Source organism: Rhodococcus sp. BP-241 (assembly GCF_019836145.1).
GTDB lineage: Bacteria > Actinomycetota > Actinomycetes > Mycobacteriales > Mycobacteriaceae > Rhodococcoides.
On sequence record NZ_JABUEI010000001.1, the window covers coordinates 340055 to 366254 of the forward strand.

23 protein-coding genes are annotated in these 26200 nt (G+C 69.6%); 13 read left to right on the top strand and 10 right to left on the bottom strand.

What is annotated here, in order from left to right; all coding sequences use genetic code 11:
- The first annotated feature begins 2 nt into the window (after positions 1 to 2).
- Complete coding sequence (locus tag HQ308_RS01540) at positions 3 to 539, top strand: GNAT family N-acetyltransferase (RefSeq protein WP_222645267.1); 537 nt, start codon at positions 3 to 5, stop codon at positions 537 to 539.
- Positions 540 to 561: 22 nt separating this feature from the next.
- Here HQ308_RS01540 and zapE read toward each other — a convergent pair whose 3' ends face one another.
- Positions 562 to 1572 carry a cell division protein ZapE gene (gene zapE / locus HQ308_RS01545; protein ID WP_027505213.1) on the bottom strand — a complete coding sequence of 337 codons (1011 nt, stop codon included), beginning with the start codon at positions 1570 to 1572 and terminating at the stop codon, positions 562 to 564.
- A gap of 25 nt (positions 1573 to 1597) precedes the next feature.
- On the opposite strand from zapE, the gene HQ308_RS01550 reads away from it, so the two are divergent.
- From HQ308_RS01550 to msrB, 4 genes are read left to right on the top strand one after another with little or no spacing between them, the layout of a single operon-like run.
- The gene (locus HQ308_RS01550) at positions 1598 to 2362 is read left to right on the top strand and encodes a pyrimidine reductase family protein (RefSeq protein WP_222645268.1); all 765 of its coding nucleotides are present in this window, start codon (positions 1598 to 1600) and stop codon (positions 2360 to 2362) included.
- 4 nt (positions 2363 to 2366) lie between these two features.
- The gene (locus HQ308_RS01555) at positions 2367 to 3944 is read left to right on the top strand and encodes an alpha/beta hydrolase (protein WP_261775616.1); all 1578 of its coding nucleotides are present in this window, start codon (positions 2367 to 2369) and stop codon (positions 3942 to 3944) included.
- Between the two features lie 21 nt (positions 3945 to 3965).
- The gene (locus HQ308_RS01560) at positions 3966 to 5240 is read left to right on the top strand and encodes a glycosyltransferase family 87 protein (protein ID WP_222645269.1); all 1275 of its coding nucleotides are present in this window, start codon (positions 3966 to 3968) and stop codon (positions 5238 to 5240) included.
- A gap of 9 nt (positions 5241 to 5249) precedes the next feature.
- Positions 5250 to 5672, top strand: a complete 423-nt coding sequence (gene msrB, locus HQ308_RS01565; RefSeq protein WP_222645270.1) for a peptide-methionine (R)-S-oxide reductase MsrB — start codon at positions 5250 to 5252, stop codon at positions 5670 to 5672.
- Here the strand turns inward: msrB and HQ308_RS01570 are convergent.
- Entirely contained in the window at positions 5650 to 6150 is a 501-nt protein-coding gene (locus HQ308_RS01570; RefSeq protein WP_222645271.1) for an SRPBCC domain-containing protein, read from the bottom strand. The genes msrB and HQ308_RS01570 overlap by 23 nt on opposite strands.
- 111 nt (positions 6151 to 6261) lie before the next feature.
- On the opposite strand from HQ308_RS01570, the gene HQ308_RS01575 reads away from it, so the two are divergent.
- Positions 6262 to 6720, top strand: a complete 459-nt coding sequence (locus HQ308_RS01575) for a MaoC family dehydratase (protein ID WP_222645272.1) — start codon at positions 6262 to 6264, stop codon at positions 6718 to 6720.
- On the opposite strand, the gene HQ308_RS01580 is transcribed toward HQ308_RS01575, so the two are convergent.
- Genes HQ308_RS01580 through hemE form a run of 5 tightly spaced genes read right to left on the bottom strand, consistent with a single transcriptional unit; the run spans position 6711 to position 12905 of the window.
- Complete coding sequence (locus HQ308_RS01580) at positions 6711 to 9008, bottom strand: molybdopterin-dependent oxidoreductase (RefSeq protein ID WP_222645273.1); 2298 nt, start codon at positions 9006 to 9008, stop codon at positions 6711 to 6713. The genes HQ308_RS01575 and HQ308_RS01580 overlap by 10 nt on opposite strands.
- A gap of 36 nt (positions 9009 to 9044) precedes the next feature.
- Entirely contained in the window at positions 9045 to 9740 is a 696-nt protein-coding gene (locus tag HQ308_RS01585) for an HAD family hydrolase (protein WP_222645274.1), read from the bottom strand.
- The gene (gene hemQ / locus HQ308_RS01590) at positions 9737 to 10432 is read right to left on the bottom strand and encodes a hydrogen peroxide-dependent heme synthase (RefSeq protein ID WP_027505205.1); all 696 of its coding nucleotides are present in this window, start codon (positions 10430 to 10432) and stop codon (positions 9737 to 9739) included. Before hemQ ends, HQ308_RS01585 begins: the two co-directional genes overlap by 4 nt.
- A 38-nt stretch (positions 10433 to 10470) precedes the next feature.
- The gene (locus HQ308_RS01595; RefSeq protein WP_222645275.1) at positions 10471 to 11838 is read right to left on the bottom strand and encodes a protoporphyrinogen oxidase; all 1368 of its coding nucleotides are present in this window, start codon (positions 11836 to 11838) and stop codon (positions 10471 to 10473) included.
- Positions 11835 to 12905 carry a uroporphyrinogen decarboxylase gene (gene hemE, locus HQ308_RS01600; RefSeq protein WP_222645276.1) on the bottom strand — a complete coding sequence of 357 codons (1071 nt, stop codon included), beginning with the start codon at positions 12903 to 12905 and terminating at the stop codon, positions 11835 to 11837. Before hemE ends, HQ308_RS01595 begins: the two co-directional genes overlap by 4 nt.
- Before the next feature lie 82 nt (positions 12906 to 12987).
- Between hemE and HQ308_RS01605 the strand changes: the two genes are divergently transcribed.
- The 5 genes from HQ308_RS01605 to HQ308_RS01625 all read left to right on the top strand — a co-directional run bounded on the left by HQ308_RS01605 (position 12988) and on the right by HQ308_RS01625 (position 19440).
- Positions 12988 to 13596 (top strand): DUF3000 domain-containing protein, encoded by a 609-nt coding sequence (locus tag HQ308_RS01605; RefSeq protein ID WP_027505202.1) that lies wholly within the window; start codon positions 12988 to 12990, stop codon positions 13594 to 13596.
- 26 nt (positions 13597 to 13622) lie between these two features.
- Positions 13623 to 14942 (top strand): ribonuclease D, encoded by a 1320-nt coding sequence (locus tag HQ308_RS01610; protein WP_222645277.1) that lies wholly within the window; start codon positions 13623 to 13625, stop codon positions 14940 to 14942.
- A gap of 65 nt (positions 14943 to 15007) precedes the next feature.
- Positions 15008 to 16234, top strand: coding sequence for a thiolase family protein (locus HQ308_RS01615; RefSeq protein WP_222645278.1), 1227 nt, complete (start codon positions 15008 to 15010; stop codon positions 16232 to 16234).
- A 5-nt stretch (positions 16235 to 16239) separates the two neighbouring features.
- Positions 16240 to 18339: a 3-hydroxyacyl-CoA dehydrogenase NAD-binding domain-containing protein gene (locus tag HQ308_RS01620; protein WP_261775619.1), complete on the top strand. Its 2100-nt coding sequence runs from the start codon at positions 16240 to 16242 to the stop codon at positions 18337 to 18339.
- 90 nt (positions 18340 to 18429) lie between these two features.
- A complete protein-coding gene (locus tag HQ308_RS01625; protein WP_222645280.1) occupies positions 18430 to 19440 on the top strand; it encodes an iron-siderophore ABC transporter substrate-binding protein in 1011 nt (336 codons plus the stop codon).
- Positions 19441 to 19446: 6 nt separating this feature from the next.
- On the opposite strand, the gene dxs is transcribed toward HQ308_RS01625, so the two are convergent.
- Positions 19447 to 21336 carry a 1-deoxy-D-xylulose-5-phosphate synthase gene (gene dxs / locus HQ308_RS01630; RefSeq protein WP_027505197.1) on the bottom strand — a complete coding sequence of 630 codons (1890 nt, stop codon included), beginning with the start codon at positions 21334 to 21336 and terminating at the stop codon, positions 19447 to 19449.
- 149 nt (positions 21337 to 21485) lie between these two features.
- On the opposite strand from dxs, the gene glsA reads away from it, so the two are divergent.
- A complete protein-coding gene (glsA, locus tag HQ308_RS01635) occupies positions 21486 to 23330 on the top strand; it encodes a glutaminase A (RefSeq protein WP_222645281.1) in 1845 nt (614 codons plus the stop codon).
- Positions 23331 to 23344: 14 nt separating this feature from the next.
- Here glsA and HQ308_RS01640 read toward each other — a convergent pair whose 3' ends face one another.
- Positions 23345 to 24199: an anti-sigma factor domain-containing protein gene (locus tag HQ308_RS01640; protein WP_222630974.1), complete on the bottom strand. Its 855-nt coding sequence runs from the start codon at positions 24197 to 24199 to the stop codon at positions 23345 to 23347.
- Positions 24192 to 24875, bottom strand: a complete 684-nt coding sequence (locus HQ308_RS01645) for a sigma-70 family RNA polymerase sigma factor (protein ID WP_308115641.1) — start codon at positions 24873 to 24875, stop codon at positions 24192 to 24194. Before HQ308_RS01645 ends, HQ308_RS01640 begins: the two co-directional genes overlap by 8 nt.
- A gap of 348 nt (positions 24876 to 25223) precedes the next feature.
- Here HQ308_RS01645 and HQ308_RS01650 point away from each other — a divergent pair, with 348 nt between their 5' ends.
- The gene (locus HQ308_RS01650; protein WP_222645283.1) at positions 25224 to 26198 is read left to right on the top strand and encodes an ATP-binding cassette domain-containing protein; all 975 of its coding nucleotides are present in this window, start codon (positions 25224 to 25226) and stop codon (positions 26196 to 26198) included.
- Positions 26199 to 26200 lie beyond the last annotated feature (2 nt).

Below are 26200 nucleotides of genomic sequence, written 5' to 3' on the forward strand. Positions count from 1 at the left end.
GGGTGGCGACACAGCCCACGAGACGCGCCACGCACGCCGACGTGCCGGCCCTCGCCGATCTGGCGGGACGGACCTTCCCCCTGGCGTGTCCACCCGGAACGCTGCAGGAGGACATCGACCATTTCGTGGCGACCGTGCTGTCGGAGTCGGCGTTCCGCACCTACCTCGACGACGACGAGCGCATCGTGCGGGTCGCTCCGCAGGGCACGGCACTGGTCGGGTACACGATGCTGATCCTGTCGGCGTCGACCGACCCGGACGTGTCGAGCGCCCTCACGGCCACGGACGCCGTGGAGGTGAGCAAGATGTACAGCGACCCCGCCGCCCACGGCACGGGAGTTGCTGCAGCACTGATGGAGTCGGCCGCGGACGAGGCTCGACGGCTCGGACGCAGCGCGCTGTGGCTCGGAGTGAACCAGCAGAACGCCCGCGCGCTGGCGTTCTATCGGCGCAGCGGTTTCCGGCAGCTGGGAGAGAAGCGTTTCCCGCTGGGAGCCGTGCTGCACGAGGACTTCGTCATGCAGCGCGACCTCACCTGACGCCGACTCGGACGGTAGCGACTCAGACGGAGGCGAAGCGCGAGAGCGCCAGCAGACGCGACGTCGCGCGCAGGTACTTCTTCCGGTACCCGCCCTGGAGCATCTCCTCGGTGAAGAGCTCGTCGAGCTTCGCACCCGACACGGTGACCGGCGTACCCGCGTCGTACAGGCGGTCGGCCAGCACGACGAGGCGCAGCGCCACGGACTGGTCGGGTGCCGCGTGGACGTTCTCGATGAAGACGGCCGTGACACCCTCGATCAACTTCCCGTAGCGCGACGGGTGCAGGGTGCTCAGATGCTTCACCAGCGCGTCGAAGTCGTCGAGCGTCGATCCCTCGACGGCCGCCGCGGCGGCTTCGATCTGGTCCGCGCCGATCGGGTCCGGAGCCGGGGGCAGGTCGCGGTGCCGGTAGTCGGGACCGTCGACACGAATGGACTCGAAGATCGAGCCGAGCTTCTTGATCTCCCGCAGGAAGTCCTGAGCGGCGAAGCGACCCTCGCCCAACTGGCCGGGCAGCGTGTTGGACGTCGCGACGATGGAGACGCCCTTGGCGGCCAACTCGGTGAGCAACCGGGACACCAACATCGTGTCGCCCGGATCGTCGAGCTCGAACTCGTCGATGCACAGCACGCTGTGACCGGACAGCTCGTCGAGCGCCTTCGTGAATCCGAGAGCTCCGACGACGTGCGTCAACTCGACGAAGGTGCCGAACGCCTTGGGCTCCGGCGACGCGTGGAAGATCGAGGCCAGCAGGTGGGTCTTGCCGACGCCGAACCCACCGTCGAGGTACAGACCTGCGCCGGATGCCGGCGTCTTCTTGCCGAACAGACCGCGCTTCCCGCCCGACCGGATCTTCGCGACCTTGCCGGCGAACTCCTCCGCCTTGCGCACTGCCTCGGCCTGCGTCGGCTCGTTCGGGTCCGGGATGTAGGACGCGAAACTCACGTCGTCGAACATCGCCGGCGGCACCATCTGGGCGATCAGCTGGTCGGCGGGCACCACGGGATCGCGGTCGACGAGGCGTTGTGGCATGGGACGAGGTTAACGACGTGGTGTGATGGCTTTTGTGCAGCGTATCGATAATGGGACCTACCTCACAGTGACCGACGACGATCTCACCGATCTCTACGCGTATCCGGCCGAGCTCCACTCCCCCTGGATCCGCGTCAACTTCGTGGCGGGCATCGACGGTGCGGTGTCGCAGGACGGGGTGTCCGGTGGACTGGGGACCCCTGCTGACAAGGCGGTCTTCGGCGAGCTCCGCTCGCTCGCCGACGCCGTCCTGGTGGGATCGGGCACCGTCACGGCAGAGAACTACGGCGGTGTCGAGGTGTCCGACGCGGTGCGCGCCGCGCGCACCGCGCGGGGTCAGAGCGAGGTCCCTCCGATCGTCGTGGTGACCGGCTCCGCGAGCGTCGATCCCGAGTCGACGGTGGTGTCGGGCGCGGAGGTGCCGCCGATCGTGCTGACCACCTCGCACGCGCCCGAGGACAAGGTGCAGGCACTGCGCGACGCCGGGCTCACCGTCGTCCGCGCCGACGGCGACCTCACCGGCGACGTCGTGGTCGCGCTGCTGCAGGACCTCGGCCTGCAGCGAGTGCTGTGCGAGGGCGGGCCCGGACTCTTCGGGTCGCTTCTCGCCGCGGATGTCGTCGACGAGGTCTGCGTGACCACCTCGCCCACCCTCAGCGCCGGGACCTCGGGCCGGATGGCGACGTCCGATGCCGCCGTCGACCGCCCGATGACCCCGGGCCACATCCTGCTCGACGACGACGGGACCATCCTGGTGCGCTGGGTACGTGCGCGCGAGATGGCACGCTGAACGTATGCAGATGTCGAGGTTCGGGTCACGGCTCGCCGCCCTGACGGCCGTCGTCGTGGTCGCCGCCGCGTGCGGGGCCGGACCGTCGACCCGTCCGGACGTGGCGATCGAGGGTGGATCGGCCGGGTCCGACGACGGGCCCGCGACGACCGAACCCACCGACGAGGGGCCACGTCCTCTCGAGGCACCGGTCACCGACCTGAACTGGACCGACTGCACGGCCCGCACCACGGCTGCCCGCGGGGTCACGGCCGCGCCGGGAGTGCTGGTGGACTGCGCGACGTTCCCCGCTCCCATCGACCGCACCGTCGCCTCGGACGGCACGTTCGAACTCTCCGCGGTCCGCGTGCGCACGGCCGCCACGCCGGCGGACGCGGCGCCGCTGGTGTACACGTCCGGCACCGATCGACCGTCGTCCGCGGACATGGCGGCGCTCGCCGCGCAGCCGGACACCGCGCTCCTCGACGCCCACCCGATCGTCGGTGTCGATCGGCGGGGAATCGGCAACTCCGCGCCGTTCGACTGCTACTCGGGTGCCACGTCCACCCGCGACGCGCTGACCGACCTCGGGCAGTACTCACCCGGCACCGACGCGGCGGACAAGGTCGCGACCCTCGCCCGCGACGCGACGATCGCGTGTACCGACTTCCTGCTTCCCGAGGCACTCATCTTCGGGGTCACCAACAGCGCCGACGATCTCGAGGCGCTCCGGGAGGCGTGGGGAGTGCGTGCCCTGTCGCTCCTGGGATCGGGCAACGGCGCCCTCGTCGCGCTCGGGTACGCGGCCGCGTACGGCGACCACGTCGCCCGCCTCGTGCTCGATTCCCCCACCAGCGTCATCACCGACGCCGTCACCAGCGCCGAGCAGACCGTGCGCGGCGAGGAGGCCGCCCTGACGGCGTTCGCCACCCGATGCGCCGCCGTCGGATGCTCGCTCGGGGCGGATCCGCGCTCACAGGTGGTGGAGTTGTTCCGCCGCGCCGACGCCGGTGATCTCGCACCGCTGTCCGGTGCCACCGTTCGACAGGCAGTCGTCCACCTGCTGGCGTATCCGTCCACCGCCGACGGCGCCGCGCGGGTGCGCTCCACGTCGGACACGGTGGCAGGTGCGCTCGTCGGGAACACCACCGCACTCGACGACGCGGTCGACGAGGTGCGTGCCCTGACCGAGACCGACGGTCATTTCGTGAGCCGCTGCACCGACGGCCAGCAGTGGCCCGCGCCCGACCGGGTCCGGGAGCTGCAGACGTCGTGGTCGGGCCAGTACCCGGCCTTCGGTGCGACGGCGGCGTTGAACCTGCTCACCTGCTCGGCGTGGCCGGCGACCACCCCGCCGCCCGTCCCCTCCACCCTGGGGCTCCCGGTCCTGGTGCTCAGCGGGAACGCCGACGCCGTCACCGGTACGGAGCCGCTTCCGGCGGTCACGGGAGCGTTGGGCGCGGCCGGCGCGGCCACCACGACGATCACCTGGGACGGCATCGGACACCCCGTGTCGGTGGGCTCGGGGTGCGGACGAGCGGCCGTCGCGGCGTACCTCGAAACGGGCGACGTGCCGGAAGGCGGTAATGCGTGTCCGGCCTAGTTGCCGGGGTACCGTCTCCGGGTGTCGTTCCGTCATCTCGAACCGCGAACTGGTGAGACCACCGCGCAGGTGATCCGTTTCGCGTTGTGGCCCATCGCCATCCTGACGGTCCTCAATCGCGTGATCGTCAAGGCCGTCAACGGCAACATCACCGACGATTTCCGCCCGGTCTACAACGCCGCGTTGGCATTTCTGAATCGACGCGAGGTCTACACGGCGAACTTCGACTCGGTCGACCCGCACTATCTCTATCCGCCGAGCGGGACGCTGATCATCGCGCCGCTGGCCGTACTGGACCCCGAGCGCTCGCGCTGGTTGTTCATCGGGGTCAACGCCGTCGCCGTGATCGTCGCGCTCTACCTGCTGCTGCGCATGTTCGAGCTCGGCCTGTCGTCGGTGGCCGCACCGGTGGTGCTGCTCGCCGCGTTCTCCACCGAGACCGTCACCAACACACTGATCTTCACCAACATCAACGGCCTGATCCTGCTCGGCGAAGTGCTGTTCATGATGCTGCTGTTGAGGCGGCACCCGTACTGGTCCGGCGCCGCCATCGGCCTGACCATCGCCGTCAAACCGACTCTCGCACCGCTGCTTCTGCTGCCGCTCGTCCGCAAGGAGTGGCGCGTCTTCGTCACCGCCGTCGGCATCCCCGTCGTTCTGACGCTGCTCGCCATCCCGCTGTCGGTCGACCCGATGGCCTTCGTCTCCCACACGGTGCCGTACCTCCTCGAGACGCGGGACTACTTCAACAGCGCGATCGTCGGCAACGGCCTCTACTACGGACTGCCCACCGCGCTGGTGCTCGCGCTCCGCGCCGTGTTCGCCGTGATGGTGCTCGTGTCCCTGTGGCTGCTGTGGAAGTACTACCGCCACGACGAACTGTTCTTCGTGACCACTGCGGGTGGGCTGCTGCTGGTCGCATCGTTCCTGCTCGCGTCGCTCGGCCAGATGTACTACTCGATGATGCTGTTCCCGCTGATCATGTCGGTGGTGCTGCGCAACTCGGTGATGCGCAACTGGCCGGCGTGGCTCGCCGTGTACGGGTTCCTCAGCTACGACAGCTGGCTCGTCGGCCGCTTCCCGGAGTTCGGGCGCTCCATCGAGTACCTCCGCACGACGTGGGGTTGGTCGCTGATCATCGTCGTGATCTTCGCCGTGCTCGTCGGTCGCTATCTCACCGCGCGCCGCGAGGGCCGGCTGGACGGCGGCATCGATCCGGCGTTCCTGCTCGACGAGAACACGACCTCACCGAAGCCTGTACCTGCGACGACAGCGGGAACCGCGGCCACGCATTAGCGTGGAGGCATGAGTTCCGCACCAGAGAAGAAGCCCACGTTCGAGCTGTCCGACGACGAGTGGCGTACCAAGCTCACCGCAGCCGAGTACGCAGTGCTGCGCAAGGCCGGCACCGAGCGGCCGTTCGTCGGCGAGTACACCGACACCACCACCGAGGGCGTCTACAAGTGCCGCGCCTGTGACGCCGAACTGTTCCGCAGCACCGAGAAGTTCGAGTCCCACTGCGGGTGGCCGTCCTTCTTCGATCCCAAGGACACCGACGCCGTGATCCTGAAGGTCGACCGGTCGATGGGCATGAAGCGCACCGAGGTCCTGTGCAGCAACTGCCACAGTCACCTCGGCCACGTCTTCGAGGGCGAGGGGTACCCCACCCCGACCGATCAGCGGTACTGCATCAACTCGATCTCGCTCACGCTGGAGCCGAAGGCCTGAGTGAGCCGTAGTACCCACACTGGGACGGGTGGTAGTCGTCGAAGGACGGCGACCACCCTTCCGTGTGTGTGGAGACCAGCATGTCGAGGTAGTACTCCCATCCCGGGCCGATGCCCTCGAGGCCGTCCGTCGTCGTCAGGTGGTGCCGGAACATCAGCATGGTCCCGTCTCCCGTGGTCCTGAGCGTCACGTCGAACGTCCACCCGTCGGACTCCAGTGCGAGATACCTCGGCGCGTCACACGCCAGGATCGTCAGGTCGGAGGCAGGTGCGTTCTCCTCGAACCCCATCGTCACCCGCACGGTGCTGCCGGCTCCCTGCGTTCCCTCCCAGCTGCCGTACCACCGCGCGGTGCGCTCACTGACGGTGAGACTGTCCCAGACGTCGTCGATCGGTACGTCCAGGACGCGCTCCAGCACGAGATCGACACCCGTCTCGACGCGCTCGAGTAGGCCGGTGGGTTCCGGGTGTGACGTCATCGGCGCATCGTACTGCGCTCGTCCTGCACCCAGGCCGGGTCCGCAGGGCCGGATGTGGCGCCCCGACAGAGGTTCTGTGCAGAACGGCTCGCCGCCGCTAGTGTCGGCTCCATGCGTACCTTCACGTCCGCGGACGACATCGTGTCCGCCCTCGGCGAGACCATCGGCACCAGCGACTGGCTGGAGATCACGCAGGAGCGCGTGAACCAGTTCGCCGACGCCACCGGTGACCACCAGTGGATCCACGTGGATCCCGAGCGCGCCGCGAAGGAGAGCCCCTTCGGTGGTCCCGTCGCCCACGGGTACCTCACGCTGTCCCTGTTGCCGGCCCTGTCCTGGCAGACCTACACGGTCGAGAACTCCACGATGGGAGTCAACTACGGCAGCAACAAGGTTCGCTTCGTCAATCCTGTGCTCGTCGGGTCGCGCGTTCGTCTGACGGCCGTCCTCGCCGCAGCAGATCGGCTGGTCGGCGGAGCGGTGCAGATGACCGTCGACTCGACCATCGAGATCGAGGGTGCGACGAAGCCCGCGCTGGTCGCCCAGGTCATCAGCCGCGTCTACTTCTGACGCACGTCCCCACGATCGACGAACTCCGGCTGATCGTGCGCGCGGATCGGCGGCAGTTCGCCGGTCCACTTCTGGACGTCCACCAGGACGTGCTGGCCGGTGGACCCCTGCGCGAGCGACGACGTGCCGCGGTCGGCGGTGAGCACGTTCGGGTTGCCGTGCACGCACATCGAGCGCGGGTCCGACGGATCGAGCGGGTCGTACCAGGCGCCGGTCGACAGTTGCACCACGCGCTCGCGCAGGCGATCGTCGACGACGAGCCCCGCGAGGCACGAGCCACGGTCGTTGAACACCCGCACCACGTCGCCGTCGCGGAGTCCGCGCGCTGCGGCGTCCGCGGGATGCATGCGCATCGGTTCCCGGCCCTGAATCTTCGACGCGAGGCTCACGGCCCCGTGATCGAGTTGGCTGTGTAACCGGGTCCGCGGTTGGTTCGCGATCAGGTGCAGCGGGAACGCCTGTGCGCGTTCACCGCCCAGCCACTCGTCCGGTGTGTACCACCGTGGGTGTCCCCCGCAGTCGGCGTAGCCGAACGACTCGATGTCGGCCGAGAAGATCTCGATGCGCCCGCTCGGTGTCCGCAAGGGGGCCCGCTCGGGATCGTCGCGAAAATCGGACAGCAGCGTGAGACCGTCCTCGGTGTCCATCCGGAACGTTCCCTCGGTCCAGAACTCGTCGAACACAGGCGGCGTCACCCGCCCCGCATCGGACACGAACCGTCGCCACTGGTCGTAGAGGTGCCGCAGCCAGTCCGCGGACGAGCGACCTTCCGTGAATTCGTACTCGACGCCGAGCTCTCGCGCGAGCAGCGCGAAGGTGTCGTAGTCGTCGCGGCTGTCGGCGAAGGGCGGAACGGCGGCCTGCATCGCCACGAGCAGCGGGTCGTTGCGGGTGCAGCTCAGGTCGTCGCGTTCGAGGGTCGTCGTCGACGGCACCACTAAGTCGGCGTGCCGTGCCATCGGTGTCCAGTACGGCTCGTGCACCACGATGGTCTCGGGGCGAGCCAGCGCGATGCGCAACCGGCCGATGTCCTGGTGGTGATGGAACGGGTTGCCGCCGGCCCAGTGCAGCAGCCGGATGTCCGGATACGTCGACGCGGTGCCGTCCGCGTCGTACGGCCCACCAGGGTTCAACAGCATGTCCGAGATCGCGGCGACCGGAATCGACGTCGACACACCGTTGAGGCCCTGGGGAAGCGTGGGCAGCGGATACGGCACGGGTGCCAGGCCGGGTTCGTTCATCGACCCGTAGCCGTGGCCGAAGCCCGCGCCCGGCACACCGACGCCGCCGAGCATCGCGGCGAGCGTGAGACCCATCCACGGCGCCTGCTCACCGTGGCGGATGCGCTGCAGTGACCAGGTGACGGTGACCAGCGTGGTGGCGCGAGCCATGCGCCGCGCCAGGGCGGTGATGTCCGACGCCGGGACCCCCGTCAGGTTCTGCGCCCACTCCGGTGACTTCGGGACACCGTCGGTCTCGCCGAGCAGGTAGCGCTCGAAGACGTCGTACCCGGTGGTGTACCGCTGCAGGAACGCGGTGTCGTGCAACCCCTCCGAGGCGAGCACGTGTGCCAGCCCCAACATGAGGGCGACATCCGACCCCGGTACGGGTGCGATCCACTCCGCCGCTCCGTCCGTGTCGTCACGCAGCGGCGAGATCGAGACGATCCGGCCGCCGCGCGCACGAAGGCGATGCAGCGCGTCGCGTGTCGGATGATCGCTGGTGCCACCGTGATTGACCGACGTGTTCTTCAGCGGAACGCCGCCGAACGCGACCAGTAGATCGGTGTGCTCGGCGATCACGTCCCACGAGGTGGAGCGCGAGAACATCTTCCAGTGCGTCCCCATGACCCGCGGCATGATCGTGCCGGTGGCGCCGAGGGAGTAGCTGCCCACCGACCGCGTGTAGCCACCCAGGGTGTTCAGGAACCGGTGAACCTGACTCTGCGCGTGGTGGAACCGGCCCGCGCTGCCCCACCCGTACGACCCGCCGAAGACGGCCTCGTTGCCGTGCTCGCGCACGACTCGACGGAGCTCGCCGGCGAGCAGGGGGAGGAACTCGTCCCACTCCATCTCGACGAACGCATCGGCGCCACGCGCGGTGGACGGTCCGGGGCCGTTCTCGAGCCAGCCCCGACGCACCGCCGGTCGACGGATGCGCGAGCGATGGGTCACCGACCCGGGAACGTTGCCCAGGATCGGGGACGGATCGGCGTCGCCCGTCGGCGGACGGACCGCGACCACGTCCCGGCCGTCCGTGTCGGCGGTGTACATACCGAAGTGGGCCATGTGCTGCACCCCACGGCGCGCGGACGTCACGGCGCCCTACGCGAGCGCGAGACCGTGCGCCGCCACGGCGCCGATCAGAGCCGACGGTCGTTCGGACGTCGGCAGTGGATCGAGCAGCGCGAAGGACATACCGAGCGCCTGCGCTCCGCCGTCGGCCTCCTCGCTGTCGCCGACCATCAGGCACGAGGCCGGGTCGACGCCCAGAGCGTCCACGGCGGAGCGGAAGATCGCGGCATCGGGCTTGACGGCGCCCACCTCGAACGACAGAGCGTAGTGCGCGACGGTGTCGTGCACGCCGATCAGATCGAACGCCGCGCGCAGATCGAACGCGATGTTGCTGACCACCGCCACGGGAACGCCGCGATCGGCGAGACCGTGCAGCACTCGCGCCGTGTCGGGGTACGGCGTCCACGAGGACGGGTCGATCACCTTGTCGTACAACGCCTCGGCGTGCTCGACGCGGTGCACACCCGACGCCTTCAGCACTGCCAGGTAGGCGGCCCGGTGCATCCCGGGGTCGAGATCGCGAACCTCCCAGGCCCGGTGGCCGTCGTCGTCCAGGGTGACCACCGACCCGACGGGCTGGGTCATGCGGCGCATCAACTCGGCCTGGAGACGACCGTCGATCTGCTCGTCGTCGCCGACGCGCAGATCGGTGAACCAGCTCTCGTCCTCCTCGAGACGGAACAGCGTGCCGGAGAAGTCGAAGAGCACCGCGGCCGGCGTGGTCACGGAAGTGACTCGACGAGCGCCTCGACCGTCACCCGGGGTCCGCTGAAGAACGGAACTTCCTCCCGCACATGACGTCTGGCCTCGGTCGCACGCAGATCACGCATCAGGTCGACGATGCGGTCCAGCGTCGGAGCCTCGAACGCGAGAATCCACTCGTAGTCGCCCAGGGCGAACGACGGGACGGTGTTGGCGCGCACGTCCTTGTAGCCGCGTGCCGCCTTGCCGTGGTCGGCGAGCATCGTGCGACGCTCCGCGTCGGGCAGCAGGTACCAGTCGAGCGAGCGGACGAACGGGTACACGCAGATGTAGGCGCCCGGCTCCTCGCCGGCGATGAAGGCCGGGACGTGCGACTTGTTGAACTCCGCGGGGCGGTGCAACGCGGCGTTGCTCCAGAACGCGTCGCACGCGCGGCCGAGAGCCGTGGACCGACGGAAGCGCGCGTACGCCGCCTGCAGGTCCTCGATCTTCTCCGCGTGCCACCAGATCATGAAGTCGGCGTCGGCGCGCAGTCCGGCCACGTCGTAGATCCCGCGCACCACTACGTCGGTCTCGTCGAGACCGTCGAAGAACGCGCGGGCCTCGGCGAGCACCGCCTCCCGATCCTCACCGAGAGCGCCCGGCCGAGCCGTGAATACCGAGTGCATCGAGTAGCGCAAAGTGGAATTGAGTGCTTCGAAATCGAGACGTGCCATGACCCCCATCGTGCCACCCGGCCGTCCGGATCGGGCCGTCAGGCCAGCGCCTCCGCCAGCCGGGCCGCCGCCGCGGATGCCGTCGCGACGCACGCGGGAACTCCGACGCCGTGCAGGTACGCGCCCGCGAGTTCGAGTCGGCCCACCGCCGAGGCGGCGTCCTCGACGCGGGCCACGAGGTCGGTGTGGCCGGGGCGGTACTGCGGCAGTCCGCCGTGCCAGCGTTGCACGAACGTCGTCGTCGGCTCCTCGTCCACACCGAGCACCTCACGCAGATCCGTGCGGGCCGCCGACACCAGGTCGACGTCGGGCCGGTCGACGATGTCCGCGTCCCCGAAGCGTCCGAAGGAGACCCGCACCAGCTGGCCGCCGCGCTCGGCGAGATGCGGCCACTTGCGGCTCGACAGCGTGAATGCTTTGGCGCGCAACGGATCACCGGAGGAATCGAGCTCCCCCGTGGCGACCAGGACGCCCGAGTTCTGCGGTAGTCCCCCGTCCTCGAACCCGAGGGCCACCACTGCCGACGAGGCGAGTTCCACGTCCCCGAGTTCCCGCGCGAGTGCGGGCGCCGTGTCGACCAGCATCGAGACCGTCTGCGGTGCGGGCGCGGCGAGGACGACGCCGTCCACCACCCCGACGCCGTCGACGTGCCACGCGCCCCGGCCGTCGGACGTCACCCGCCGCACGTCCGCGGCGACGAGTTCGGCACCGGAGGCGGCGAGCAGCGCGTCGAGAAGCACGCCGTAGCCACCGCGCAGTCCGCCGAACACCGGTCCCGGCGACGGCGTCGGGCGCGCTCGCTCGACGGCGTCCACCAACGACGGGGCACCGGCGTCGAGGGCCGCGGCGAGAGTCGGCACCGCGGCGCGGATGCTCGTGGTGACGGCCAGCCCGGAGTAGACGCCGCCCAGCAGCGGGTCGACGCTCCGCGCGGTCACCTGGGAGCCGAAGCGTTCGGACACCAGGTCACCCACCGACGCATCGTCGCCGGGCGTCCACCGCAGCGGCCGGTCACGATCGGTGTCGATGCGGCGGCACGTGGCGTCGTCGACCAGAGTCCGCACCGAGTCGGACGTGGCCGGGATGCCCATCAACGTGCCGGTCGGCAGTCCGTGCAGTGCGCCGCCCGAGCGCAGGAGCGGGCGGGCGGCGGGCGACGGCCGCACGAGCTGGTCGGCGAGTCCGAGCTCGTCGAGCAGAGAGGGAACCTCGGGACGACGCGCGATGAACGCCTCGGCACCGACGTCGACCGGGCCACCCGCCAGGTCCACCGACCGGAGTTTGCCCCCGATGCGCGGCGCCTTCTCGACCACCACGATCCGCGCGGCCGGTCCCAGCGACTGCCGCAGCCGGTACGCGGCCACCAGTCCGCTGATGCCCGCTCCGACGACGGCGACCGAGGTCACAGCGAGTGCACCAGCTCCACCACCGACGTCACCACGTCGGGATCGGTGGCGGGCAGGACCCCGTGGCCCAGGTTGAAGATGTGCCCGGTGGCGCCGGCCGCGAGTGCGGCGTCCGCCTCGCCCACGATGCGGGTGACCTCACGGCGCACCGCGCCGGGGCCCGCGAACAGCACGGCGGGATCGAGATTGCCCTGCAGAGCCTTGCCCGGACCGACTCGACGAGCGGCGACGTCGAGCGGGATCCGCCAGTCGACACCGACGACGTCCGCGCCCGCCTCCCCCATCGCCCCGAGCAGCTCGCCCGTCCCGACACCGAAGTGGATGCGCGGCACGCCGGCCGACGCCATGGCCTCGAACACGCGGCTGGAGTGGGGGAACACGAACTCGCGGTACTCGGCAAGTGACAGCGCCCCGGCCCACGAGTCGAAGAGCTGGACCGCGTCGACGCCGGCATCGGCCTGCGCGGTGAGGAAGGCGATGGTCATGTCGGCCAGCGACGAGAGCAATGCATGCCACGTCTGCGGATCCGAGTGCATGAGCGCCTTGGTGCGCTCGTGGTTGCGACTCGGACCGCCTTCGACCAGGTAGGACGCCAGCGTGAACGGTGCGCCCGCGAAGCCGATGAGGGGCACGTCCTTCAACTCGGCCAGAAGCAGGGAGATGGCCTTCGCGACCGGCTCGATCTGCTCCGACTGCAGGACCGGCAACGACTGCACGTCGGCCACGGACCGCACCGGGTTCGCCACGACGGGACCGGTGCCGGCCACGATCTCGAGGTCGACGCCGGCCGCCTTGAGCGGCACGACGATGTCGGAGAACAGGATCGCCGCGTCGACCCCGTGCCGCCGGACCGGCTGCATCGTGATCTCGCAGACCATCTCGGGGTCGAAGCACGAGGCGAGCATGGAGGTGCCCTCCCGCAACTTGCGGTACTCGGGCAGCGACCGACCGGCCTGACGCATGAACCACACGGGCCGACGCGACGGCGTCCGTCCCGTCGCGGCCGCGAGGAAGGGAGCTTCGGGCAGGCTTCGACGCGGGCCGACGGCGTCAGGGATGGTGTTCATCGGCGTCCATGCTGCCAGAGACGCACACCTGCCCGGCGCGCCTCCTCCGCTGGGCCGACGGTCGCGGCTAACGTCCGCACACGTGACCACGTCCGAGAGCGCCTCGCAGCCTGCGCCCTTCCGCGCCGCCATCGACGCGATGCACCGGGCGACGGTCCACCCGAGCATCGAGGTCGGGCCTATCCGGCCTCCGCAGCGCCTGGCACCGTTCAGTTACGCACTGGGGGCCGAGGTGCGCCACTCCGAGACGGAGTCGGTGCCCGAGCAGAGCGAGGGTGACGCGTTCGGGCGTCTCATCCTGTTGTACGACCCGGACGGCGACGAGGCGTGGAACGGCACCATGCGCCTGGTCGCCTACATCCAGGCCGACGTCGACGCGTCGCTGGCGTCGGATCCGCTGCTGCCCGAGGTGGCGTGGAGTTGGCTGGTCGACGCGTTCGAGGCGCGGTCCGAGCCGCTGACGGCGCTGGGCGGCACGGTCACCTCGACGAGTTCGGTGCGGTACGGGGACATCGCCGGCCCGCCGCGTGCCCACCAGCTCGAGCTGCGGGCCTCGTGGACCGCGCTCAGCGAGGAACTGTCGGTGCACGTCGAGGCGTTCGGTGAGGTTCTCGCCTACGCCGCGGGGCTGCCCCCGGCGGGCATCACGGCGCTGGGTGCACGCGCCGACTCGGGCAGCTCCGACGCCTGATCGTCGGACAGCCTAGAGTTCGAACAATGCCCGACACGCCCGACTCGACTCCTGCCTCCTCCGGCGACACCGCCGTCGAGCCGGAGGCGACTCCCCTTCTCGCTCCACGCGAGGGGGTCCCGCCGTTGACGGACACGGCGGACGCGGTGCGAGCGGCCGCGGAACTGCTGGCGTCGGGAACCGGACCGTTGGCCGTCGACGCGGAACGCGCATCGGGTTTCCGATACTCGGCTCGCGCGTATCTGCTGCAGTTCCGTCGCCGGGGTGCGGGCACCGTCCTGCTCGATCCGATTCCGGTGGTCCGCGACGGTGGTGTCGAGGCGCTCGCGGGCTTCGCCGCCGTCGTGAACGACATGGAGTGGGTACTGCACTCCGCCGATCAGGATCTGCCGGGGCTCGCCGAGCTCGGCATGACGCCCGCGTCGCTGTACGACACGGAGCTGGCGGGCCGACTCGCCGGCTTCGACCGTGTCGGTCTGGCGGCCATCGTCGAACGGACGTTGGGCCTGTCGCTGCAGAAGGGTCACGGTGCGGCGGACTGGTCCACCCGACCGTTGCCCGACACCTGGCTCAACTACGCGGCACTCGATGTCGAGGTGCTCGTCGAGTTGCGTGACGCCATGGCCGAGGAGCTCGAGAGCCAGGGCAAGACCGACTGGGCCGCACAGGAATTCGAGTACATTCGCACCGCACCCCCGGCGCCTCCCAAGCCCGACCGCTGGCGCCGCACCTCCGGTATCCACACCATCAAGAACGCGCGGACGCTCGCCGTCGTCCGCGCTCTGTGGACCGCCCGCGACGATCTCGCGCGCCGCCGCGACATCGCGCCGAGCCGCGTCCTGCCGGACTCCGCGATCGTCGCCGCCGCGCAGAGGAACCCCGCCACGGTGTCCGAGCTGAACGCGTTGCCCGTCTTCGGCGGACCTCGTCAGCGTCGCCAGGCGCGCGTGTGGATGGACGCGATCGAGCACGCCCGCGCACTTCCCGACGATGCGCTGCCCCCGGTGACGCAGCCCTTCGTGGGGCCGCCGCCGGTCAGTCGGTGGGCGCGGCGCGATCCGGAGGCCGCCGGGCGTCTGTCCGCCGTCCGCGACGCGATGGCCGCCCTGTCCGCGGATGCCGCGATTCCCGTCGAGAACCTGCTGACTCCCGATCTCGTCCGTCGGATCTGCTGGGACCACCCCGCTCTCGTCGCGGAGTACGGGACGGACGAGGACGTGCTCGTAGACCGTTTCCTCGAGGCGCACGGGTCGCGGCCCTGGCAGCGCGAGGTGGCGGGTCCCGTCGTGGCAGCAGGCCTACGGACCGCCGAGGAGTCGAGGACGGCCGAAGTTACCGGCGAGTAGGCACGGGTTAGAGTGGGCGCGCGAGCCGGGCGTCCGGCTCGTTCCAGCGCCTGCCGGAAGGAACCATGTCTTCTCCGAAATCCGCTCCCGCTCGATCCGCGTCCAGTCGTGGCGTCGCGTTCGTCGACGGTGTTCGTACGCCGTTCGGCAAGGCCGGCCCCAAGGGTATGTACGCGGACACCCGAGCGGACGACCTCGTGGTCAAAGCGATCCGTGAACTGCTCCGCCGCAATCCCGAACTGCCACCCGAGCGCGTCGACGAGGTCGGCATCGCCGCCACGACGCAGACCGGCGACCAGGGTCTGACCATCGGCCGCACGTCGGCACTGCTCGCCGGGCTCCCCCGCAGCGTGCCCGGTTTCGCCGTCGACCGGATGTGTGCGGGCGCGATGACCGCGGTGACCACCACCGCGTCGGGCATCGGCTTCGGACAGTACGACGTCGTCATCGCCGGCGGCGTCGAGCACATGGGCCGGCACCCGATGGGCGAGGGCGTCGATCCGAACCCGCGCTTCCTGGCCGACAAGCTCGTCGACCCGAGTGCGCTCGTCATGGGCAACACGGCCGAGAACCTGCACGACCGCTACCCGTCGATCACCAAGGACCGCACGGACGCCTACGCCGTCGCGAGCCAGGAGAAGTACGACGCCGCGAAGAAGGCCGGCCTGATCGCCGAGACACTGGTTCCCGTCGCCACGAAGTCCGCTGCGGGTTGGGGTCTGGCCACCGAGGACGAGCCGCCGCGCCCCGGCACCACGCTCGAGGATCTGGCGAAGCTCAAGACCCCGTTCCGGCCCGCCGGTCGGGTCACCGCAGGCAACGCGGCCGGACTCAACGACGGTGCGACCGCCGCCATCCTCGCCGGTGAGGACACCGCCGCCGAGCTCGGCCTGAAGGTCGGCATGCGCATGGTGGGCTTCTCCTTCGCCGGCGTCGATCCCGCCGTGATGGGAATCGGTCCCGTCCCCGCCACCGAGAAGCTGCTCGGACGCACCGGCCTGTCCATCGAGGACATCGGCCTCTTCGAGATCAACGAGGCCTTCGCCATCCAGGTCCTCGCGTTCACCGAGCACTTCGGCATCGCCGACGACGACGCCCGGATCAATCAGTGGGGCGGAGCCATCGCCTGCGGCCACCCCCTCGCGTCCTCGGGCGTTCGACTGATGACCCAGCTCAGCCGACAGTTCGCCACCCGTCCCGATGTCCGCTACGGCCTCACCACCATGTGCATCGGCCTCGGCATGGGCGGCAGCGTCATCTGGGAAAACCCCGCCTACGACGGAAGCAAGTGATTGCCATGACTTCAGCTTTTGCCGACGAAGTGGTGACCCACGCGTTCACCAGGATCGTCACCGTGCCGGGCCTCGACGGCCCGGTCGCCATCGTCACCCTCGACAACGGCTTCGACCACACCAAGCCGTCCACCTTCGGGCCCGCCGGACTCGCCGAGCTCGATGCGGCCCTCGATGCGGCGTACGCCGCACGTCCGGTGGCCGTCGCGGTCACCGGCAAGCCCTTCATCTTCGCCGTCGGCGCGGACCTCAACGGTGTGCCGAACATCTCCGACCGGGCGGTGGCCCTGGAGATCGGCACGTTGGGGCACAAGGTGTTCCGCCGCCTGCGCGAGTCCACGGTGCCCACGTTCGCCTTCGTCAACGGCGCCGCTCTGGGCGGTGGACTCGAGATCGCGCTGCACTGCCACTACCGCACCGTCGCGGACAACGCTGCGGCACTGGGGCTCCCGGAGACCTTCCTGGGCCTCGTTCCCGGCTGGGGCGGAACGCAGTTGCTGCCCAACCTGATCGGGCCGGCCAATGCCGTCACCGTGGTGATCGAGAACGCGCTCAACCAGAACCGGATGCTCAAGCCTGCGGACGCGCTGAAGCTGGGCATCGCCGACGAAGTCTTCGGCGGCGCCGATTTCCTCGAGCAGTCCCTGCTGTGGGCCGCGAAGGTCGTCTCCGGTGACGTCACCCCCGCCCGCCCCGAGATCGATCGCGGCCAGGGCTGGGACGACGCGATCGCGCGCGCCAAGGCCATCGTGTCCGGCAAGACGGGAGACCACGCACCGGGACCGGTGCGCGCCGTGCAGCTGCTGGAGCTGGCGAAGTCGACCGACATCACCGACTCCGCGTCGCTCGACGCCGCCTTCGCTGCCGAGGACGAGGCGCTGGCCGACCTTCTCATGGCCGACGAACTGCGGGCCGGGCTCTACGCCTTCGACCTCGTGCAGAAGCGTGCCAGGCGGCCTGCCGGAGCGCCCGACAAGTCCCTCGCCCGGAAGGTCACCGGCGTCGGCATCGTGGGCGCCGGCCTCATGGCCAGCCAGCTCGCCCTGCTGTTCGTACGTCAGTTGAAGGTGCCGGTGATCCTCACCGACATCGACCAGGAGCGCATCGACAAGGGCGTCGGCTACGTTCACGCCGAGATCGACAAGCTGCAGGGCAAGAAGCGACTCTCCCCCGACGCGGCGAACCGTCTCAAGGCGTTGGTGTCCGGATCGCTCGACAAGTCCGCATTCGCGACGACCGACTGGGTCATCGAGGCAGTGTTCGAGAACCTCGACGTGAAGAAGAAGGTCTTCGCCGAGCTCGAGGAATTCGTCTCCCCCGAGACGGTCCTCGCGACGAACACGTCGTCGCTGTCGATCACCCGTATGGCGGCGGAGCTGAAGCACCCCGAGCGGGTCGTCGGGTTCCACTTCTTCAACCCCGTGGCCGTTCTTCCGCTGCTGGAGATCGTCCGCGGTGAGAAGACCGACGATGGTACGCTCGCAACAGCATTCGCGACGGCGAAGTCTCTGAAGAAGTCGGCCGTGCTGATCGCCGACAAGCCCGGCTTCGTCTTCAACCGCTTGCTCACCCGCGCCCTCGGCGAGGTCATGAACGCGATCGATGAGGGCACGCCCTTCGACGTCGCGGACAACGCCATCAGCGAGCTCGGCATGCCGATGAGCCCGCTCACGCTGCTCTCGCTCGTCGGCCCCGCCGTCGCACTGCACACCGGCGAGACCATGGCCGAGTACTACCCGGAGCGCTTCCACGACTCCCCCGGCCTGCAGGCGATGGTCGCGAACAAGAAGTCCGCGGTGTGGACCTACGGCGCCGACGGAGCCAAGACCGTCGACCCCGAGATCGCCGATCTGTGGCCGCAGGGCGACTCACCGTCGACGGCCGAGCAGGTGCTCGATCGCACCCGCCGCGCCTTCGCGGAGGAGATCGACATCATGCTGCAGGAAGGCGTCGTCGCGGCCGCTCAGGACATCGACCTCTGCCTGATCCTCGGCGGCGGCTTCGGGTTCTGGAACGGCGGCATCGTGCCGTACCTCGATCGCACCGGCACCTCCGAGGCCGTCACCGGTCACCGGTTCCTCGACAAGGGTGTCGCCAGCGTGTGATGGGGCTGCGCCCTCGTGCGCCCTTTGCGCATCCCTGGATACGCGAAGGGCGCACGGGGCCGGAGGCCATACATAGGTTAGGCTAACCATGTGAAACGCCTTCGCCTTCTCCCCGCCGTCGCGGCCACCGCCGCGCTCGCCCTCGTCGCCGGATGTTCGTCCGATGCCGACTCCGACGCGCCCGCCGCCGCGTCGGGTGGCGCGTTCCCCGTCACCATCGACCACGCCTTCGGTTCGACCACCATCGACGCCGCACCGGAGCGCATCGTCACGATGGGCTGGAACGCACAGGACATCCTCGGCGCCCTCGACATCACGCCCGTCGGCCAGCCGAAGTACACCTACGGTGCCGACGAGAACGGCGTGATGCCGTGGGCACAGGAGTTCTACGACGCGGACGCCACCACCCTGTACGAGGATCCGGCTGCGGGTGAGCCCGACGTCGAGGCCCTCGCGGCCCTGGCACCCGACCTGGTGCTCGCGCCCTACGAGGGTTTCCCGCAGTCGTACTACGACACGTTGTCCGCTGTCTCGCCCGTCGTCGCCTACCCCGGTGAGGCCTGGCAGACGACGTGGCAGGACCAGACCACGATGATCGGTGAGGCAGTCGGGAAGCCCACGGAGGCACAGGCTCTCATCGACGGTATGGGCCAGCGGCTCGCCTCGGAGGCCGAGGCCAATCCGGAGTTCGCGGGCAAGACCGTCGCGGTGGTGAACCTGGACACGGACGCCGGTCAGGCGAACGTCTACATGCCGTCCGATCCACGCGTGCAGGTTCTCAACGAGATGGGTTTCGTCAACGCCCCCGGCGTCGTGGCACTCGACGAAGCCGACTCCGCGGACACCTTCTTCTCCACCGTGTCCCTGGAGAACGTGCAGAGCTTCGACGCCGACGTGATCGTCGCGTTCACTCCGGAGGGCTTCGACCTCGCCTCGGTTCCGGCTGTGGCGACGCTGCCCGCGGTCGCCTCCGGATCCGCGGTCGCGCTCAGTGACGAGCAGGTCATCGCCGGTCTGAGCAACGTCAACCCGGTGAGCACCCCGTGGGTACTCGACCGGATCCTCCCGCAGTTGAAGGACGCCGCCACCAAGGCGACGTAGCGACCGTCAGATGTCGCCGGGCCGGTGAGCGATCCATCCGCGCACCCGGCCGGCGATGTCCGACGGGGTGAGGCCGATGTCGGCGTGAATGCGATCCCGCGAGCTGTGGTCCAGGAACTGCTGTGGCACACCGAGATCCCGACAGGGGACGTCGACGCCGCCGGCGCGCAGGGCAGCCGACACGGATGCACCGATGCCGCCGTGCAGACCGCTGTCCTCGAGCGTGACCACCAGACGGAAGTCCGCGGCGAGCTTCACGAGCGAGTCCGGAACGGGCAGCACCCACCGCGGATCGACGACCGTGGCCGAGACACCGTCCGCGGCGAGTTCTCGCGCCGTGTCCAGTGCCAACGACGCGAACGGACCGACGGCGACGAGGAGTACGTCCGACTCCCCCTCGGGCTCGTGCAGCACGTCGACGGAGTCGTCCAGACGCCGCACCGCCTCGATGTCGTCGGGGATGGCGCCCTTGGGGAAGCGGAGCGCGGTGGGACCGTCGGACACCGCGAGTGCCTCGGCGAGTTCCTCGCGCAGGGTCGCTCCGTCGCGGGGCGCCGCCACGCGCATGTTCGGCACGATGCCGAGCAGCGACATGTCCCACATGCCGTTGTGGCTGGCGCCGTCCGATCCGGTGACCCCGGCGCGATCGAGCACCAGGGTGACCGGCAGGTTCAGTAGTGCCACGTCCATCAGCAGCTGGTCGAACGCCCGATTGAGGAACGTCGAGTAGATCGCCACCACGGGATGCAGACCACCGAGTGCGAGACCGGCGGCGGACGTGAGCGCGTGCTGCTCGGCGATGCCCACGTCGAAGAAACGGTCCGGGAACACCTCGCCGAACGCGGCGAGCCCGGTGGGTCCGGCCATCGCGGCGGTGATGGCCACGACGTCCTCGCGGTCGGTTCCCAGGGCGATGAGTTGACGGGAGAACTCCGACGTCCAGTCCGGAGCCGCGACGCTGGTCGCCAGGCCGGTGAGCGGGTCGATGACTCCCGTCGAGTGCATCTGGTCGGCGACGTCGTTCTCGGCGAACGAGTAGCCCATGCCCTTGCGCGTCACCGCGTGGACGATGACCGGCCCGCCGAAGGCCTTCGCGCGGCGCAGCGCCGATTCCAGAGCCGCCTGATCGTGTCCGTCGACCGGACCGAGGTACTTGATGCCCAGATCGGTGAACATGACCTGCGGGCTGATCGCGTCCTTGAGGCCGGCCTTCATGCCGTGCAACATGGCGTACGCGGCCGACCCGACCACGGGCAGGTTCTTCACCATGTGACGGCCGGTGTCCAGCGCGCGCTCGTAGTTGGGCTGCAGGCGCAGCGTCGCGAGATGGTCGGCGAGGCCGCCGATGGTCGGCGAGTAGGAGCGACCGTTGTCGTTCACGACGATCACGACGGAACGATCCTTGCCGGCCGCGATGTTGTTGAGCGCCTCCCAGCACATGCCACCGGTGAGGGCCCCGTCCCCGACGACCGCGACGACGTGACGATCGCCGCGCCCGGTCAGCTCGAAGGCCTTGGCGAGGCCGTCGGCGTAGGAGAGGGATGCCGACGCGTGCGACGACTCGACCCAGTCGTGCTCGCTCTCGCTGCGGGACGGGTAGCCGGACAGCCCACCCTCCTTGCGCAGAGAGTCGAAGCGGTCCGCTCGACCGGTGACCATCTTGTGCACGTACGCCTGGTGGCCGGTGTCGAAGATCACCGGGTCACGAGGCGAGTCGAACACGCGGTGGATGGCCAGAGTCAGCTCGACGACACCGAGATTGGGTCCGAGGTGGCCACCCGTGGCAGACACCTTCTCGACCAGGAACCGACGGATCTCGTCCGCCAGTTCGGCCAGCTCCACCGGGCCGAGGGCACGCAGGTCGCTGGGCTCGTGCACGCCGTCCAGAACACCCAACGAAATCGCTCCCCTCCGAAGATTGCCTTGTCGTCCGTCGTGCCGTGAGGCACTCGGACAGGCCAGTTCGGACAAGTCTACGTGGACCCGGATCGGCGGGTTACCGTACGAGCGCCGAGCCGCGGCACAGAATCGAGAGAGTGGTGACGATGACCGACGTCGTGCAGGAGATTCTGGAGGAGGTCCACGCGCTGTGTGTGGCGGACACCTCCGGTGGCGTCGCCGACTACATCCCCGAACTGGCGGCCGCGAACCCCGATCGCTTCGGTATCTGCCTCACGACGGCCGACGGCCACGTGTACCAGGTGGGCGACACGGACGTGCCCTTCACGATCCAGTCGGTGTCCAAACCGTTCACCTACGCCCTCGCTCTCACCGATCGCGGCGAGACCGCGGTTGCCCGCAAGATCGACGTGGAGCCGTCCGGTGAGCCGTTCAACGAGATCAGCCTCGACCCCGTCACCGAGCGCCCGCGCAACCCGATGATCAACGCGGGCGCCATCACCTCCGCGTCCCTGGTGCGAGGCGCGACGCCCGACGAACAGTTCGAACGGATCCGGGCCTCGTTCTCGCGGTACGCGGGACGCGAACTCGCCATGAACGCCGCCGTGCACGCCTCCGAATCACGCACCGGCCATCGCAACCGCGCCATCGGCCACATGCTGCGCTCCTTCGGCATCGTCGAGGGCGATCCCGACGCGATGGTCGATCTCTACTTCCGCCAGTGCTCGCTGGACGTCACGTGCCGCGACATCGGCGTCATGGCGGCGACCCTCGCCAACAACGGCCTCAACCCGTGTACCGACGTCCGAGCGCTCGAACCGGTGCTCGTCGAGCGTGTGCTGAGCGTCATGACGACGTGCGGTATGTACGACGGAGCAGGCGACTGGGTCAACCGCGTCGGACTACCCGCCAAGAGCGGTGTCGCCGGTGCGGTGCTCGCGGTCCTGCCCGGTCAGCTCGGTATCTCGGTGTTCTCACCCAGACTCGACGCCCACGGCAACAGCGTGCGCGGAGTCAAGGCGTGCCGCGAACTGTCCTCGCGCCTCGAACTGCACTTCCTCCACGTCGGCCGAGCCGCACGCAGCGCCGTGCGCGCCGAGTACACCGTCGCCGACTCCCCCTCGCGTCGCCGGCGCACCGCCGCCGAGCAGGAGACGCTCGCCGCGCGGGGACGCCGAGTCCGCGTCTTCGAACTGCACGGCGATCTGCTGTTCTCCGCAGCGGAGAGCGTCGTGCGCGCGGTGTCCACGGCCGTCGACCACGGCGCCGACGACGGGAGCGCACTCGACGGCGTGATCCTGGACATGCGTCGAGTCGACGAGGTGAGCGACGTCGCCCGCTCGATGCTGGACACCCTCGCCGCCGGGCTCCGCCGACAGGGTTGTGCCGCCGTCCTGGTCGATCCCCGCGCTGCGATGGCGCACACCGTGTCGTCCCTGTCCGAACACGACGGCAGTGGCCGGGTCTTCGACGATCTGGACTCCGCACTGCGCTGGGGCGAGGACACCGTCCTCGACCGGTGGTGCGGCGGCGCACGGCAGCCCACGGAGGTGACGGTCGATCAGCACCCGATCGTCACCGCGCTGGACGAGGCCCACCGCGATGCGGTCACCTCCCGCACGACGGACGCGCAGTACAGCGCAGGCAGCGTCATCGCCGAGGTCGGTGACGTGTCACTGGGTCTGGTGATGGTGCTGTCCGGCCGCGTCGCGGTCGACTTCGTCGGCGCGGACGGCCGGGCCCGCGCCGTGTCGACGCTGTCCGCCGGCATGAGTTTCGGTGAGATGCCGTTGGTCCGGCGCTCACGCTTCGGGCTCCGCATCACCGCGGTGAAGGACACCACGGTCGCGATCCTCGGCCCGAAGGACTTCGACGCGCTGACCGAGAGCAACCCCGCTGCGAAGACAGCCTTGCTGGAGGTGCTTCTCGATCGCGCGTACGAGCAGGCCGAGTCGATCGTCACCGCACTGCGCCGTTCCGGCGTCGTCTGAGCCGGCGGCTGCGCTCAGGCGTCGAGCGTGACCGCCGCGATGGGCGTCGTGGTGGGTGCGTCCGAACCGCTCTCGGGCTCGACCGTCACCGCCCACGTGGTCGCGTCGCTCAAGCCTGTGACGACGTGCTCGCGCGCGGGCGTGGCGGCATCGGCGGGGACGAGACCGGCCGGGCGCGGCGCGGGATCCTCTCCGATGAGCCACATCTCGAACACCTTGCCGTCGCCGGGCTCCGCGAGCCCGTCGAGCGTGACCACGGCGGCGTCCTGCGAGCGCGACCAGCGCACGGTGGCGGTACCGCCACCCTCGACCTCGACGGTGCTGGTCCTGATGTCACCGGCCGCAAGCACCTGCGACGTGGGCGACGACGGTGCGTCTCCCAGTTGCTGCGTGACCACGGCGCCGCCCACTCCGACGATCACGACGGCCGCCGCGGCTGCCGCGAGCACGCGCAGGCGTGTGCGGCGGCGATCGTCGAGCGACACCACCGGGGCGACCGGAGCGTCGTCGATCGGATCGGCCAGTGGCCGGGCATCACCCTGCGGAGTGCTCTCCACCGCGGCGAGAATGCTCGCACGCAACGACGAGGGCGGTTCCGCGGCCGTGGACGACGCGCTGAGCGCCATCGTCTCGTCGACCGACTCGACGATGCTCTCGAACCACGACCGCGTCGCCGCGTCCGACTGCGCGAGCCTGCGTTCGATGTCCGCCCTCTCGGCGGGGTCGATCGCGTCCAGTGCGTAGGCGTAGGCGTCGTCCACCACGCTGTCGTTCATCTCGTTCACGTCCTGCATCGCATCCTGCTCCGACACGTCGTCGGGTGCGGACGCGTCGTCATGGCGGCGATGGCGACCTTCCCCGTCACTCACCGGTCTCCACCCCCAGACAATTCTTCAACTTGATCAGACCGTCCCGGATCCGGGACTTCACGGTGGGAACGGCCACGCCCAGGCGCTCGGCCACTTCCCGATACGTCAACCCGCTGTAGTACGCCATCCGTACCGATTCGCGTTGGGTCTCCGTCAGCGTGTCCAGGCATCGGACCACCGACTCCGACTCCAGGGTCTGGGTGACGGATTCGAGGACCTCGTCGTGCGCGGGACTGTGGGTCGAGGAGCCGTAGAGCGCCTCGCGATCCGTGCCGGACTGCTCCGACCGGACACGGTCGACGGCGCGGCGATGCGCCAACGTCATCATCCAGGCGAGCGGAGACCCCTGCGCGGGGTCGTATCGGTCGGCCGTCTTCCAGATCTGCAGGAACACCTCCTGCACGGTCTCCTCGCTGAACCCGGGATCGCGCAGCACACGCAGCACCATGCCGAACACCCGAGACGAGGTCGCGTCGTACAGATCGGCGAACGCTCGGCGGTCACCGGTGGCGACACGTGCGAGCAACGCACGCAGTTCGTCGGCCTCGGCGACACGCCGACGCTTGAGGTCGGGATCGGGAACGGGGCACGACGGATCGGCGGTGTCGTCCGGGGCGCGTCGGTGCCGAGGCTCGCCGGCGCTCGGGTCGGCTGCGCTCGTACCTCCGGCGCTCACAGACCCCCACCTCGCTGCGAGACGTTCATCGTCGAGTTCATCGACCATGAGACTAGTGGCCATCGTCGTCATATCCTCACCCCCTCGGCGATCGTGGTCCTGCGCGTCGCGGTCCTGGCGTACACGCCACCGGATCATGGCGGCCACGCCGCCGGGCAATGGCGCCCACGCCACGGCGCGAACATCGTGCAGGAATCATTCGTCACCGGGGCGTGAGTGGATCGGTGACCGGCGTCTCCGGCGAAAAACCCGTTGCGGACCTGCAATGACTGCGGGACGCTCGTCGCACCGGATCGGACGATCCGGACATACCGATGAGATCGTGGCGGATCAGGAGTCAGCACCCACATGACGACACATGACGGGAAGGCCGGAGGCCTGGCGATCGAGGCGGTCGGTCTGGTGAAGAGGTTCGGGGACACCGTGGCGGTGGACGGCGTGGATCTTGCCGTCCCGCGGGGCGGGGTCTACGGGGTGCTGGGGCCGAACGGGGCCGGCAAGACCACGACGATGCGCATGTTGGCGACGTTGACCGGCATCGACGGCGGGTCGGCCCGCGTGCTCGGCCACGACGTGGCGACGGAGTCCGACGCGGTGCGGTCGAAGGTGGCGCTCACGGGCCAGTTCGCTTCGCTGGACGAGGACCTGACCGGAGTGGAGAACCTGGTGCTCCTCTCGCGGCTGTACGGGTTCTCGCGCCCGGCGTCGCGGGAGCGTGCCGATCTGCTGTTGGGCGTCTTCGATCTGGTGGAGGCCGGCGGCAAGCAGGTCAAGGCGTACTCCGGCGGTATGCGGCGCCGTCTCGACATCGCGGCGAGTCTGGTGGTCACGCCGGAGCTGATGTTCCTGGACGAGCCGACCACGGGTCTCGATCCCCGCAGCCGCAACCAGGTGTGGGAGATCGTGCGCTCCCTGGTCGCCGGCGGCACGACGGTCCTGCTCACCACGCAGTACCTCGACGAGGCCGATCAGTTGGCCGACCGGGTGGCCGTCATCGACCGGGGCCGTGTGATCGCCGAGGGCACCACCGGTCAGCTCAAGGCGTCGGTCGGCTCGGGGTCGCTGCACGTCCGCGTCGCGGAACAGTCGCGCCGAGACGACGCCGCCGACGTCCTGCGCGCGACCCTGCACACCGACGTGACTCTCGAGTCCGATCCCTTCGCCGTCACCGCGCTGGTCGACGACACCGCCCTGGTGGCCCGCGCACTCGCGACGCTGTCGGACGACGGCATCGGCGTCACCACCTACGCCCTCGGGCAACCCAGCCTGGACGAGGTGTTCCTGGCACTGACCGGACGAACGACAGAACTGGAGGCGTCCTGAGA